The sequence below is a fragment of the Methylobacterium sp. P3_A11 genome, from assembly GCF_056403155.1.
This window is the reverse complement of sequence record NZ_JBFUGA010000138.1, coordinates 1-13076: the sequence shown is the minus strand read 5'-3', so window position 1 is coordinate 13076 and position 13076 is coordinate 1. Positions and strand designations below refer to the sequence as shown.

The window sequence follows — 13076 nt, the reverse complement described above, 5'->3', positions numbered from 1 at the left end:
TCTCGCGACCGCGTCCGATCGCACCGCCGGCTCCGCCCGTCGACGAGGCGCCGCCCGTGCCGGCCGCGGCCGGTCAGGGGCCATCGCCGCGGGGTGCGACAGGGCGGCGGGCGGCCGAGTTGCGCCCCGGCGAACGCTGGAAGCGCCGGCTCCCGCATTTTCTTCGCTGAATCCCCGGGGGAGGACGGCTGCCGTTCGATCCTGCCGTCAGGCGAAGAACGGCCTGACGTTTTCGAGCCATCCGCGCAGCCAGGCCTCACAACTCTGCTGGGCGCCCGCTGCTGTATCCAGGCCGTGACCCCGACGTCCTCGGCCAGGGGCTCCACCGAGTCCAGAATCGGCTCAATCGGTCGTCGGCGCAGATGCCGACCACGATCGCCTCGGCCCATCCGACGAAGCGTGGGCGCGGTACGCCGGCGGTAACGGCCTGCGTCCAAGTGATCAGTCTCCGGGGCATCCCGTTCAAATTGGGGGACGCTTCCGGATGTTCGGGTCCTCGTTCTAACGGACGCCGTGCCGGTCAGGCCGCCTGCCGCTCCGGCACCCGTCCCGCGGCGAGCCGCGAGTTGCGGTAGCGCGCGTCGTCGGTGACCTCCCCTTCGACCCAGGGCGGCAGATCTACCGGCTGATCCTCGTGCGTCAGCTCGATCTCCGCCAGGATCAGGCCCGAGAGCGCCCCGCCGAACACGTCGACGTCCCAGACCGCGCCGGCATGCGCGATCCGGTAGCGAGTCTTCTCCAGCCGCCGCTCCGGCGGCACCGTGGCGAGGAGCGCCGCGCCGTCCTCCGGCGCGATGGGGAACTCAACCTCGTCCCGGCTGACGCCGCGGCGCGGGCTTTTCCACGTGACGAAGGTGTGCTCCCCGGCGCGACGGACGCGGATCGTGTTGGCCGCATCGGTGTAGAGATAGCCTTGAACGAGTGGGATCCCTGCCTGGCACAGCGCCAGAACCGATGGGTTCGCGATGAACTTGCGCTCAATCTCGACAGGCATGCCGCGCCTCGTGGCCGTATGATGCAGAAGTTTTCGCGGACTGCCCGCCCCAAGGCAAGCTCGCCGGCGAAGGTTGAGCGCCGCGTTACAGGCATGGCTCGATGGCAATCCGCGCCTGCTGCAATTCGAATGTGTTAAACTATATCAAAGCGCCAGGTGTTCATCCCCTGCAGAAACATCCGCAGAACTCCCGTCCCCTCACAGTCCCGAGGTCAGAACTGAAAACGGCATCCAAGCGGCCGAGCCTGAAGAAGCTGCTCCAGAAGGCGCCCGTCAAGCCGCTCAAGCAGGTCGCGGCCCTGCCGTTTCGCGTCGATTCGGATGGTCGGATCGAGATCCTTCTGATCACCTCGCGGGACACCGGGCGCTGGATCATCCCGAAGGGTTGGCCGATGACCGGCCGCAAGCCCCATCAGGCCGCCCAGCGGGAAGCCTACGAAGAGGCCGGGCTCGAGGGAGAGATCGCGGCGAACCCGGTCGGCCGGTATCACTATCAGAAGCGGTTCGATCATGGGCGCGCCTTCCCCTGCAGGGTGCGCGTCTACCCGCTCCGGGTCGAGGCCCAGCACGAGCGCTGGCCGGAGCGGGAACAGCGGACACTGCAATGGTTCCGGCCCGAGGAGGCGGCACGTCTCGTCCACGAGGACGAACTCCAGCAATTGCTGGTGGGTTTCGCGGCGCGGCGGGGCGATGGCCGCCTCTGAAGGCGACCGGGCGGCCACCAGGCTCCACATCGGGCGACGATCGGCTGCCGCGCCGAACCCGGGATCCAATCCCGATCGGTAACCGGACAGCCCAATAGGGCTGCGTTCCTCGCGAAAGCAGTCCGCCGACGATCGCGCTTCCGTGATCGGTCGGTCAATATGCAACTTCTAATTGGTATTCTTACGCTAGGCTTCCGTCCATCGCAGATGGCCGGGGCTCCTCGATGTATCGCGCATTCGCCGGCCTGAGCGAGGAACACACCGGTCGGGTGGTCGCGCTGGCGGCCTGCGTGTGTTGGATCTCCTGCGCGGTCGGTCTGCGGCTGGAACAGCGTGTCCAGCTCGGCACGGACGGGTACCGGCCGATCTGGCTCCTGGCGTCGGGATTCTCGATCGGGGCCGGGATCTGGAGCACGCAGTTCATCGGCATGCTCGGCTACGATCCAGGCGTGGTGCTGGGCTACGCGCCGCGCACGACCCTGCTCTCCTTGGTCGTCGCCGTCGCGGCGGCCACCGGGGCCTTCCTGTTCGCCCGGACCGCACCGCGGTCCTGAGCGGGGGCCGGTTCCGGCCTGGTGCTGGGGGTTGGCATCACCGGCATGCATTTCCTCGGCATCGCCGGCGTGCGGCTGCCGGGCCACTTCACCTGGGATCCGGCCCTGGCCGTCACGGCGATTGCGGCGGGCTGCCTGCTCGCGGCGGTCGGGATGGCCATCCATGTCGGGAGCGCGGGTGGCCGTGCCCGGCTCGCCGCCGCCACCGTCCTGACCCTCGCCATCGCGATCCTGCACTTCCTCGCCATGGCGGCCGCCCGGGTGGTGCCGGACCCGGCCCAGGCGGTCCCGCAGCGCGGCCTCGCCCGCGGTGTGCTGGCCGGCGGCATCGCCGCGATGATGGCGGTAATCCTGGCCTTCGCGGCCCTGACCCTGATGCTGGACCATCTGCGCCGGATCAACACCGCCCTGGCCCGTCAGGGCCGCATGCTGCGGGAGAAGGCCCTGCTGCTCGACGCCACCCTCGACAGCATGGACCAGGGTCTGATCATGGTCGATGCGGGCGGCGTGGTGCGCGTGTGCAACGAGCGGGCGCTGGCGCTCCTCGACCTGCCCCGGCCGATGATGCAGGCGCAGCCGAACTACCGGGCGGTACTGCGCCACGAGGCCCGTCGCCGCGAGCGCCGGCGCCCGGATCGCTCGATCCGGGCCAGGATCGAGCGCGGCGAGGCCGGGCAGACCCAGGTCCACGAGCGGGCGCGGCCGAACGGCCTCGTCCTCGAGATTCGTACCGTGCCCCTGGCGGATGGCGGCTTCGTGCGGACCTTCACCGACATCACCAAGCGGAAGGCCGCGGAGGCCGAGGTGGCCCGCCTGGCCCGCCACGACGTGCTCACCGGCCTGCCGAACCGGGCGTTGTTCCACGAGACCCTCGAGCGCAGCCTCGCGGACCTCATCCAGCGCGGCGGCGCCTGCGCGATCCTGTACCTCGACCTCGACGGCTTCAAGAGCGTGAACGACAGCCTCGGCCATCAGGCCGGAGACGAGCTCCTGCGGCGCGTGGCGGCCGGCCTTCGGGCGATCTCGGGGGAGGGCGCGGTGGCCCGGCTCGGGGGCGACGAATTCGCGGTGCTCTCCGCCGGGGGATCGGCAGAGGCCGGTGTCCTGGCCGAGCGCCTGATCGCGCTCTTCGGGAGTCCGTTCAGCGTGGCCGGTCACCGGATCGGCGTCGGCCTCAGCATCGGCATCGCCCAGGCGCCCGAGCACGGGACGGAGGCGGAGCCCCTGTACCGGCGCGCCGACCTCGCCCTCTACCGCGCGAAGGCCGGGGGCCGCGGCACGTTCCGGATCTTCACCCCCGCCATACCCCCGCCATGGACGAGGAGGCCGAGGAGCGCCGGGTGCTCGAACGCGACCTGCGCCAGGCGCTGGACGACGGCACCCTGAGCCTGCACTACCAACCGCAGGTGGACGGCCACACGGGTGCGCTCGTCGGGTTCGAGGCGCTCCTGCGCTGGACCCATCCGGTCCGCGGCAGCGTCGCGCCGAGCGTCTTCGTGCCGGTCGCCGAGGAGACCGGTGTGATCGTGGCGCTCGGCGACTGGGTGCTGCGCGAGGCCTGCCGCGAGGCGGCGCACTGGGCGCAGCCCCTGAAGGTCGCCGTCAACCTCTCCCCGCGGCAGTTCCAGAAACCGGACCTGCCCGAGACCGTCCTGGCCATCCTGGCCGAGACCGGACTGTTGCCGGACCGCCTGGAGCTGGAGGTCACCGAGAGCATCATCATCAACGACATGGCGCGGGCCGTCGGCATCCTCCGGCGCCTGAAGAGCTACGGCATCCGGATCAGCATGGATGATTTCGGGACCGGCTACGCCTCCCTCGCCACCCTCCAGGCCTTCCCGTTCGACAGGCTGAAGATCGACCGCTCCTTCGTGGCGCAGCTCGGGACCGGACCCCAGGCGGCCGTGATCGTGCGCGCCGTGCTCAGCCTCGGCCGCAGCCTCGGCATGGGCGTCGTCGCGGAGGGCGTCGAGACCCACGCGCAGATGACGTTTCTCACCGAGGAGGCCTGCGGCGAGATGCAGGGCTACCTGTTCGGCAAGCCGCGCCCGATCGCCGACTACGCCGCGGCGGTCGGCGGTTCCGCGGAGGCGTCGGCACCGGCGGGACCGATCCTGTCGGCGGTCGGCTGAGCGACCGCGCCGGGCACCGGGTTGGGAACCTGCCGGATGGACGGGACGTTGGCTGGGCAGATTGGATCGTTTCTAAGGTCCAGCCTCTCCGTTCCAGCCGGAACCGTCCCCCGGCCGCCGGCACCACAGGAGCCTGATGATGAACGCCACGTGCGAGACCTGCCGCTTCTTCGACGAACACAAGGGCAATGGCGCCGTCGCGCAGAACGATGGCGGCCTGTGCCGCTTCAACCCGCCGGTCAGCCAGCCGGCGCCCGAGTCAAAGGGACTCTGGCCGGTGGTCGCCGCCCAGGACTGGTGCGGCCACTACACCGCCGAGATGACGGCGGCCGAGTAAGCATCCCCGCGGCGCGGACCGTGAGGGCCGGCCTTCGGGCCGGCCCTTTCGTTTGGCGCCGACGCCCGGCCGCCGCCGGGCGCGCCCCGCAGCGCCACGACGCGACCGCTGCCCATGCGTCGCGTCATCGGTCGGGCCGGCGACCGCGCGGCCTCCGACTTCGGGGCCTGCAATTTTTGCGAAGACGATCCCCCCGACCCCTGACCATCGCGGGCGTGGGCGCTACCTTGGAGCCAATCCAGGGTGTCGGTGTGTCCCCTTGTATCCCGTCCTCGATGGACCGGCGCGTGTCGGCGGCGGCCTCGGCCCGGACACGGAGACGCCCCGTCCCTGCTCTTGCGATCTGAACCGGAGAAAGACTTGATGGTGGGAGCTACCGCCGCCGCGCCCCAGGACCAGGGTGCCGGCACCACACAGACCACCGCCCGGGCCGACGCGCCGGTCCTCGCCACGGTCACCTTCACGGTGAACGGCGAGCGGCGCACCCTCGAACTCGACACCCGCACCAGCCTGCTCGACGCCGCGCGCGAGCACCTGCACCTGACCGGGTCCAAGAAGGGCTGCGACCACGGCCAGTGCGGCGCCTGCACGATGATCGTCGACGGGCGGCGCATCAACGCCTGCCTGACCCTGGCGATCATGCATCAGGGTGCCGAGATCACCACGATCGAGGGGCTCGGGCAGCCCGATACCCTCCACCCGATGCAGGCGGCCTTCGTGAAGCACGATGGCTACCAGTGCGGCTACTGCACCCCGGGCCAGATCTGCTCGGGCGTGGCCGTCCTGGAGGAGATCAAGGCCGGCATCCCGAGCCACGTCACCGTCGACCTCGACGCCGCGCCCCGGGTCACCGAGGCCGAGATCCGCGAGCGCATGAGCGGCAACATCTGCCGCTGCGGCGCCTATTCCAACATCGTCGCGGCGATGACCGAAGTCGCCGGGGGGCAGGCATGAAGTCCTTCACGTACGAGCGCCCGAATACGCCTGCCGAGGCCGCCGCCGCCGTGGCCCGCACGCCCGACGCCAAGTTCATCGCCGGCGGCACGAATCTCCTCGACCTGATGAAGCTGCAGATCGAGACCCCGCGCCACCTCGTGGACGTGAACGGCCTCGGCCTCGACAGGGTGGAAGCGACCGCGGAGGGCGGCCTGCGCATCGGCGCCCTGGTGCGCAACACCGACCTCGCGGCCCATCCGCGGGTGCGCAAGGAGTACGGGGTCCTCGCCCGCGCGCTTCTCGCGGGCGCCTCGGGCCAGCTGCGCAACAAGGCGACCACCGCCGGCAACCTGCTGCAGCGGACCCGCTGCCCGTATTTTTACGATACGGCCCAGGCCTGCAACAAGCGCCAGCCGGGCTCTGGATGCTCGGCGCTGGACGGAGTGAGCCGCCAGCTCGCGGTGATCGGCGGCAGCGAGGCCTGCATCGCCACGCATCCGGGCGACATGGCGGTGGCCATGCGCGTGCTCGACGCCACCGTCGAGACAATCGACGCCGAGGGCGCCGCGCGAAAAATCTCGATCGCCGAGTTCCACCGCCTGCCCGGCGACGCGCCCGAGCGCGACACGAACCTCAAGCCCGGCGAGTTGATCACCGCGGTGACGCTGCCCCTTCCGGTCGAGGGCACGCATATCTACCGCAAGGTCCGCGACCGGGCCTCCTATGCCTACGCGCTGGTTTCGGTGGCCGCCATCCTGGCCAAGGACGGCACCGGGCACGTCGCCTTCGGCGGCGTCGCCGCCAAGCCCTGGCGGGACGAGGCGGCCGAGGCCGACCTGCCGAAGGGCGCCAAGGCGGTGACCGACCGGGTCTTCGCCGGCGCCAAGCCGACCCCCGAGAACGCCTACAAGCTGAAGCTCGCCGAGCGGACCCTCGGCGCCGCGCTCAATCAAGCGAGGGCCTGAGCCATGAAGTTCGACACCCCCGCCGGCCCGAACCCGATCGACCGCCTCAAGGTCGTGGGCCACGCCACCGACCGCATCGACGGCAAGTACAAGACCACCGGCACCGCCCCCTACGCCTACGAGCGCCACGACGCGGCGCCCGAGGCCGCCTACGGCTACGTGCTCGGCTCGGCCATCGCCAAGGGCCGCGTCCGCGGCATCGACACCGCGGCCGCGCGGCAGGCCCCCGGCGTCATCGCGGTCGTCACCACCCTCGACACGCCGCGGATCGAGCGCGGCGTGATGAACGTCGCCTACCTGTTCGGCGGCGACGTGATCCAGCACTACCACCAAGCGATCGCCGTCGTGGTGGCCGAGACCTTCGAGCAGGCCCGGGCGGCGTCCTTCCTGGTCGAGGTCGACTACGCCCCCGAGGCGGGTGCCTTCGACCTCGCGGCGGCGGCGAAGACCGCCGAGCCGGTCCCGGCCGGGAGCGGCGAGGGCAGTGGCGGCGACGGCGAGGAGCGCGTCGGCGACTTCGAGGGGGCCTTCGCGCAGGCGCCCGTGACCCTCGACGCGGCCTACACGACCGCCGACGAGAGCCACGCCATGATGGAGCCGCACGCCACGACGGCGGCCTGGGACGGCGACCGCGTCACGCTCTGGACCGCCAACCAGATGATCGGCTGGGGCCACGGCAGCCTCGCCAAGATGCTCGGCCTGCCGAAGGACAAGGTCCGCCTCGACGCGCCGTATGTCGGCGGCGGCTTCGGCGGCAAGCTGTTCGTGCGCGCCGACGCGGTGCTGGCGGCGCTGGCCGCCAAGGCGGCGGGCCGCCCCGTGAAGGTGGCGCTGACGCGTCCCCTGATCGCCAACAACACCACGCACCGCCCGGCCACGATCCAGCGGGTCCGGATCGGCGCGACGCGGGACGGCACCATCACGGCGATCGCCCACGAGAGCACCTCCGGCAACCTGCCGGACGGCGATCCCGAGACGGCGGTCAACCAGACCAAGTACCTCTACGCGGGGGCGAACCGCCTGACCGCCATGAAGCTCGCCCGTCTCGACCTGCCCGAGGGCAACGCCATGCGCGCCCCCGGCGAGGCTCCGGGTCTGGCGGTGCTCGAGGTCGCCATGGACGAGATGGCGGAGAAGCTCGGCCTCGACCCGGTGGCGTTCCGCATCCGCAACGACACGCAGGTCGTCCCGACCCAGCCGGACCTGCGCTTCTCCCACCGCGACCTCGTCGGCTGCCTCAGGCTCGGCGCCGAGCGGTTCGGATGGGCCAAGCGCAACCCGAAGCCGGGTCAGGTTCGGGACGGGCAGTGGCTCGTCGGCCTCGGCATGGCGGCGGCCTTCCGCGACAACATGGTGATGAAGTCGGGCGCCCGGGTGCGCCTGGACGGCACCGGAACGGTCACGGTCGAGACCGACATGACCGACATCGGCACCGGCAGCTACACGATCCTCGCGCAGACCGCCGCCGAGATGATGGGCGTGCCCCTCGACCGGGTCGTGGCGCGGCTCGGCGACTCGGACTTCCCTGTCTCGTCGGGCTCGGGCGGCCAGTTCGGCGCCAACTCGTCGACCGCGGGCGTCTACGCGGCCTGCGTGAAGCTGCGGGAGGCGGTCGCGCAGAAGCTCGGCTTCAACGCCACCGACGCGGTGTTCGAGGACGGCGAGGTCCGCGCCGGCAACCGCGCCATCCCGCTGGCCCAGGCCGCTGCCGACGGCGAGYTCGTGGCCGAGGACGCGATCGAGTTCGGCAAGTTCTCGAAGTCGCAGCAGGTCTCGACCTTCGGGGCGCATTTCGTCGAGGTCGGCGTCGATGTCGACACCGCCGAGATCCGGGTCCGGCGGATGCTGGCGGTCTGCGCGGCCGGGCGCATCCTCAATCCGAAATCGGCCCGCAGCCAGGTCATCGGCGGGATGGTCATGGGCGCCGGGGCAGCCCTGATGGAGGAGCTGGCGGTCGATACGAAGCGCGGCTTCTTCGCCAACCACGATCTGGCCGGATACGAGGTGCCGGTCCATGCCGACATCCCGCACCAGGACGTGATCTTCCTCGACGAGGTCGATCCGATGTCCTCGCCCATGAAGGCGAAGGGTGTGGGCGAGCTCGGCATTTCGGGGATCGCCGCCGCGGTGGCGAACGCGGTCTACAACGCGACCGGCATCCGCGTGCGCGACTATCCGATCACCCTCGACAAGCTCCTCGACCGCATGCCGGACGCGGCCTGAGCGCGGCGCGGGGGGGCGTCCGGCGTGGACCTCCCCGCTGCCCGAGGGCGCGTTCTCACGGTCGCCGCGGTCGAAGCTCGCATCACGAGCCGGCCGTCCGCGTCGTAGGCGCGGGCGGGGGCGCCGTTCCCTGCGCTGGCGTCGCCCGGGATCGCGCCGTCAGGGTCCTGCGCAGGAGATCGCGCAGGGTTGGGCGGGGGGCCGTTCAGGCCCTTCCCTCGTCGCCGCGGTCGGCAGTGGTGGTGCAGAGGCACGGCGTGGGGCGCTTCGTGACCGGAGGGGGGAGCGCCGGCACCTGGGTTTGCAGCGAGGCGACCCGCCGGCCGGCCGCGGACGGCAGGCGCGTCATCAGGGCGGAGGCGCCGCATCCCCCGCGGCGCCTCGCATCAGTGTCCCGGAAACGGGATCAGTATTTCCGGATGATCGGCTCCGGGGCCATCGGCACCGGGTCCGCTCCGAACCGGTAGGTCAGGCCGGCATAGAGCGACAGCGGCTGGGCCAGGGTCGTGGTCCGCGGATCGTTGATCGACAGGCTGCCGGCAATCGCCCCCGGTTGAGCGAAGGTGCCGAACGTGGCGTAGCGGTTGTTGGTCAGGTTCGTGATCAGTCCGAAGATCTCCAGATTCTTGGTGACCTGGTACTTCGTCGTCAGGTTCATCACGTAGTAGGCCGGCAGCTTGCGGTTGAGGTTCGACTCGTCGCCCCGGTAATAGGAGGCGGAGAAGGCCGACACGTTCAGCCCGAGCCGCCAGTTCGGCGTGATGCTGTACTCGAATCCGGCCTTGATCTGGTGATCCGGAATGAGCGGGATCTTGTTGCCCTTGCGCACCTCGATCGATCCGTCGGCATTGGCCAGCGGGTTATTCGGGGAGGACAGGGTCTGGTCGAACTGGAAGGTCGCGTCGATCAGGGCGTAGTTGGCATAGATCATCAGGTCGGGGGTGACGGCGTACTCACCGCCGACTTCGATGCCCTGACGCCGGGTCGATGGCACGTTGGTGTAATAGGCCCGCGCCGCGTTGCCGCCGACCGCGATCGCGATGATGTCGTTGGTCAGGTCGGTTCGGAAGACGCCGGCCTTGTAGGTGAGTGCGCCGCCCGACAGGAAGCTCGGGATCACACCCCGGAAGCCGACCTCGTAGGTCCGGCCGCTGACCTGCTTGAGCGGCGGGTCGGACACCAGCGAGTTCGGCAGCAGGCAGGGCTGGCTCGGGTTGGCGCAGGACAGCTCCAGGGGCGTGGGCGCCCGGTTCGACTCCGAGTAGCTGCCATAGAGGTTGAGCGCCGGGTCGAACTGGTAGGTCAGGCCCGCCAGCGGGTTGACCTTGGTGAATTCGTGCGCGGCGTTGAGGTCCGGCGCGAAGGTGGTCTGATCGTGCGTCTCGATCCGCGCGTAGTTCAGGCGGAAGCCCGCGGTGAGCGACAGGCGGTCGGTGAGGTCGAGCGTGTCGGTGGCGTAGAGGCCGAGATACAGCGTCGACCCGGTGACCGAGGTCGGGGCGATGCCGAGGGCGGCCGCCGTCCGGAGGAAGGAGGTCCCGAGCCCGGGGATGATCCCGTAATAGGGGTTGTTTGGATCGGTGGTGATCGACAGATCCGGGTTGATGACACCCAGGGTGCTCTGCGACTTGAACGCGAACGTCGCTGCATCGACGCTGCCGCCGACCACGAAGGTGTTGGGCAGGCCGAGGATCCGGTCGCGGTTGGTGGCCTGCAGCGAGCCCCCGTAGCCCTCGGCCTCGGTCAAGGTGGTGTCGATCGTTCCGTAGGGGACGTTGCGGAAGGGGATCGGCCGGCCGTTCAGGCCCAGGATCGTGAACTGGTTGGCGTAGGCGCGGCGGGCGGCCGCCTGGCTGGCCGGCGGCGCGTTCACGTTGAACGCGTCGTCCTGGTAGCAGAGGAAGCCCCGGAAGCTGCCGCGGCTGCTGCAGTTCTCGAAGTTGCCCTGGTTGCCGTCGACGTACCGCTCGCTGAAGCGCCGGTAATAGGCGTTGCCGGCGATGTCCCAGGTCGGCGAGAGGTCGACCCGGCCGGTGAGCTGGAGCGAGCCGACCTGGGTCGTCTGCGTCTGGGGGTTGGTGAAGATCGCCCGCGGATCGATGTGGGTGAAGTCCACCGGCGTGGCGGCCGCCGCGCCGTAGAAGCTGCGGGCGGCCAGCCCGATCAGGTGGAACTCCGAATCCTGCGAGCGGTAGCCGAGATCGGCGTAGAGCCGCCCGATCGTGCTCGGGTTCTCGTAACGCCAGCCGCGGTCGTTCAGGCCGTCGCCCGTGAAGTAGAAGCTCCAGTTGTCCGAGATCTTGCCGTATTCGACGTAGCCGGCCGTCCGGGCATCCGAGCCGCCCCAGGCCGAGATCTCGGTGCCCTGCCAGGTGAAGCCGTTCTTCATCTGGAAATTGACCGCGCCGCCGATGGCGTTGAGGCCGAAGACTGGGTTGCCGGTGACCACGTCGATGCGCTGGATCGCCTGCGGCGGGATCAGGTCGAAGTTGACGACGTCGCCGAACGCCTCGTTGATGCGCACGCCGTTCTGGTAGACCGCCAGCCCCTGCGGCACGCCCTGCACGGACGAGGCGGTGAAGCCGCGGTAGGTGAGATCGACCCGGTTCGAATTGCCCTGGGAGTCGCTGAGGTTCACCCCGGGCGTCTGCCGCGCCAGCGTGGCGATCACGTTGTCGGAGCCCCGGTCGATCTCGATCTGCCGCGCCGTGACCGATTCCACCGTGCTGGGGATCTTGTTGAGCGGCTGCTCGGCGCCGCGCAGGCGCACCCCGCCGGCCGGTGCCGGCAGCGTCGGCGCGGTCTGGGCGTCGGTGTCGAGGATCTGGGCGCCGCTGGAATTGCCGCCGCCCGCACCCACCGGCGACGTCGAGACGACACTGATCTCCCCGAGCGTGACGGCTTGTTGAGCCTGGGCGGCCACCGGCAGCAGGGCCACCGACGCGATCAAGCTGCCTCGTAGGGCGTGCATGTCTTCCCCCAACCTGACTTCATGGCGCGCCGCTTCTCGTCGGCTGCGCGAGCCTGACTGATGTCGGGTCGGATCCGGACCTCAACTCACATTTTGTTTAATCCCCGTTTTCTGCGGTCCGGATGCTCGAATGGCGGTCAATGTGTCCAAAAGATCACAAAATCAGAAGCTTATCTCCAGGTATTGGGAGTATTCAGACGATCTACCCGGGATGATTGCGCAACGAACGCGGGCGGGCCGATCCGGCGCGACCGCCGGGGCTGGCCGGCCCCGGAACTCACAGGGATGCGAGGCGGACGGCCACCTCGTTCCGACGCAGGAACGGGATCGCGAAGGGCGGATCGTATCCCATGACGAACGGCGGCCCGTCGGCTCTCCGGCCGGCCGCCAACAGCACGTCGGTGAGGACGCGCGTCTGCGCGGCCCGCGCCTCCGGGGTGAGGCGCCCCGAGAAGCGTAACGCCGCGATCCGCTCGGCCGGGACCTCAACCAGCCGGATCCCGGACTCGGTCGGCGCGGGCGCGCCGGCAGCCGCCACCGCGCGCGGCAGGAAGAACCGCATCGTGCCGGTCCCGTCCTGCTCCACCGGGACCGTCATGGCGATGCGCTGCCCGTCGCTCTCTACCGGCGCGGTCATGGCGATGCGCGCGCCCGCCCGGTTCGCGCCGGCGATGTAGCGGAACAGCCGCCCGAAGGCGGCGCCGTCGCCCTGGCCGCGGGCGTCGGTCTCGACCGCCAGACGGGGCGCGTAGCCCCGGATCTCGACCCCGCGGTCGAGGCGCTCGACCACCGTGTAGGCCGGCTGCTCGTAGAGCGCCCGCACGCCGAAGATCCCGAGCACCGACTCCAGGATCGTGACGAGCGCGTACAGGACCCTGTCCATGGCGGAACCTCCGGGCGCGGGCGTCGTCCCGCTGTCCCGGACACATGGCGTCGCGAGCGCGGGGCGACGCCCGCCTGCGGCGTCAGGCCTCCATCAGGTCGGGGATGGCGCTGCGGAGGCGGAAGAAGCCGCGGGTCGCCCGGGGCCAGGCCGCGGAATCCCAGGCCCGGCGAACCCGGAGGCAGCCCTGCGGCAGGGCGTCCGCCGAGGGGCCGACGGGGGTCCAGGCCGTCACCACGGGCAGGTCGCCGGCCCAGCCCTCCCGCACCGGCGCGGCCGCGCAGCCGAAATGGGCCTCCGCCCGGCCCAGGGCATCGGCCAGGGCAGCCGCGTCGGCCGCGCGGACCCGGTCGGCCGCCCCCTCCGCGTGGGCGAGG

General features: G+C 70.6%; 11 protein-coding genes and 1 pseudogene. 8 read left to right on the top strand and 4 right to left on the bottom strand.

Annotated elements, in window-relative coordinates:
- Nucleotides 1–520: 520 nt before the first annotated feature.
- Entirely contained in the window at nt 521–994 is a 474-nt protein-coding gene (locus tag AC1DXK_RS27735) for a CYTH domain-containing protein (protein WP_457106948.1), read from the bottom strand.
- A 245-nt stretch (nt 995–1239) separates the two neighbouring features.
- Here AC1DXK_RS27735 and AC1DXK_RS27730 point away from each other — a divergent pair, with 245 nt between their 5' ends.
- The 8 genes from AC1DXK_RS27730 (at nt 1240) to paoC (ending at nt 8845) form a co-directional block, all read left to right on the top strand.
- Nucleotides 1240–1698 carry an NUDIX hydrolase gene (locus tag AC1DXK_RS27730; RefSeq protein WP_457106967.1) on the top strand — a complete coding sequence of 153 codons (459 nt, stop codon included), beginning with the start codon at nt 1240–1242 and terminating at the stop codon, nt 1696–1698.
- Nucleotides 1699–1922: 224 nt separating this feature from the next.
- Entirely contained in the window at nt 1923–2252 is a 330-nt protein-coding gene (locus AC1DXK_RS27725) for an MHYT domain-containing protein (RefSeq protein ID WP_457106947.1), read from the top strand.
- Nucleotides 2253–2273: 21 nt separating this feature from the next.
- Nucleotides 2274–3638: a sensor domain-containing diguanylate cyclase gene (locus tag AC1DXK_RS27720; RefSeq protein ID WP_457106946.1), complete on the top strand. Its 1365-nt coding sequence runs from the start codon at nt 2274–2276 to the stop codon at nt 3636–3638.
- A complete protein-coding gene (locus AC1DXK_RS27715) occupies nt 3593–4384 on the top strand; it encodes a putative bifunctional diguanylate cyclase/phosphodiesterase (protein WP_477299506.1) in 792 nt (263 codons plus the stop codon). The genes AC1DXK_RS27720 and AC1DXK_RS27715 overlap by 46 nt, the downstream gene beginning before the upstream one ends.
- A 136-nt stretch (nt 4385–4520) precedes the next feature.
- Nucleotides 4521–4721: a hypothetical protein gene (locus tag AC1DXK_RS27710; protein ID WP_457106944.1), complete on the top strand. Its 201-nt coding sequence runs from the start codon at nt 4521–4523 to the stop codon at nt 4719–4721.
- Between the two features lie 363 nt (nt 4722–5084).
- Nucleotides 5085–5675 carry an aldehyde dehydrogenase iron-sulfur subunit PaoA gene (gene paoA / locus AC1DXK_RS27705; RefSeq protein ID WP_477299505.1) on the top strand — a complete coding sequence of 197 codons (591 nt, stop codon included), beginning with the start codon at nt 5085–5087 and terminating at the stop codon, nt 5673–5675.
- A complete protein-coding gene (locus AC1DXK_RS27700) occupies nt 5672–6622 on the top strand; it encodes an FAD binding domain-containing protein (RefSeq protein WP_457106942.1) in 951 nt (316 codons plus the stop codon). The genes paoA and AC1DXK_RS27700 overlap by 4 nt, the downstream gene beginning before the upstream one ends.
- A gap of 3 nt (nt 6623–6625) precedes the next feature.
- The gene (paoC, locus tag AC1DXK_RS27695; protein ID WP_477299504.1) at nt 6626–8845 is read left to right on the top strand and encodes an aldehyde oxidoreductase molybdenum-binding subunit PaoC; all 2220 of its coding nucleotides are present in this window, start codon (nt 6626–6628) and stop codon (nt 8843–8845) included.
- A gap of 406 nt (nt 8846–9251) precedes the next feature.
- On the opposite strand, the gene AC1DXK_RS27690 is transcribed toward paoC, so the two are convergent.
- The 3 genes and pseudogenes from AC1DXK_RS27690 to AC1DXK_RS27680 all read right to left on the bottom strand — a co-directional run.
- Nucleotides 9252–11816 carry a TonB-dependent receptor gene (locus tag AC1DXK_RS27690; protein ID WP_457106940.1) on the bottom strand — a complete coding sequence of 855 codons (2565 nt, stop codon included), beginning with the start codon at nt 11814–11816 and terminating at the stop codon, nt 9252–9254.
- Between the two features lie 277 nt (nt 11817–12093).
- Complete coding sequence (locus AC1DXK_RS27685) at nt 12094–12699, bottom strand: SOUL family heme-binding protein (RefSeq protein WP_457106939.1); 606 nt, start codon at nt 12697–12699, stop codon at nt 12094–12096.
- Between the two features lie 82 nt (nt 12700–12781).
- A pseudogene (locus AC1DXK_RS27680) lies at nt 12782–13076 on the bottom strand (FAD-binding domain-containing protein); the annotation flags it as partial.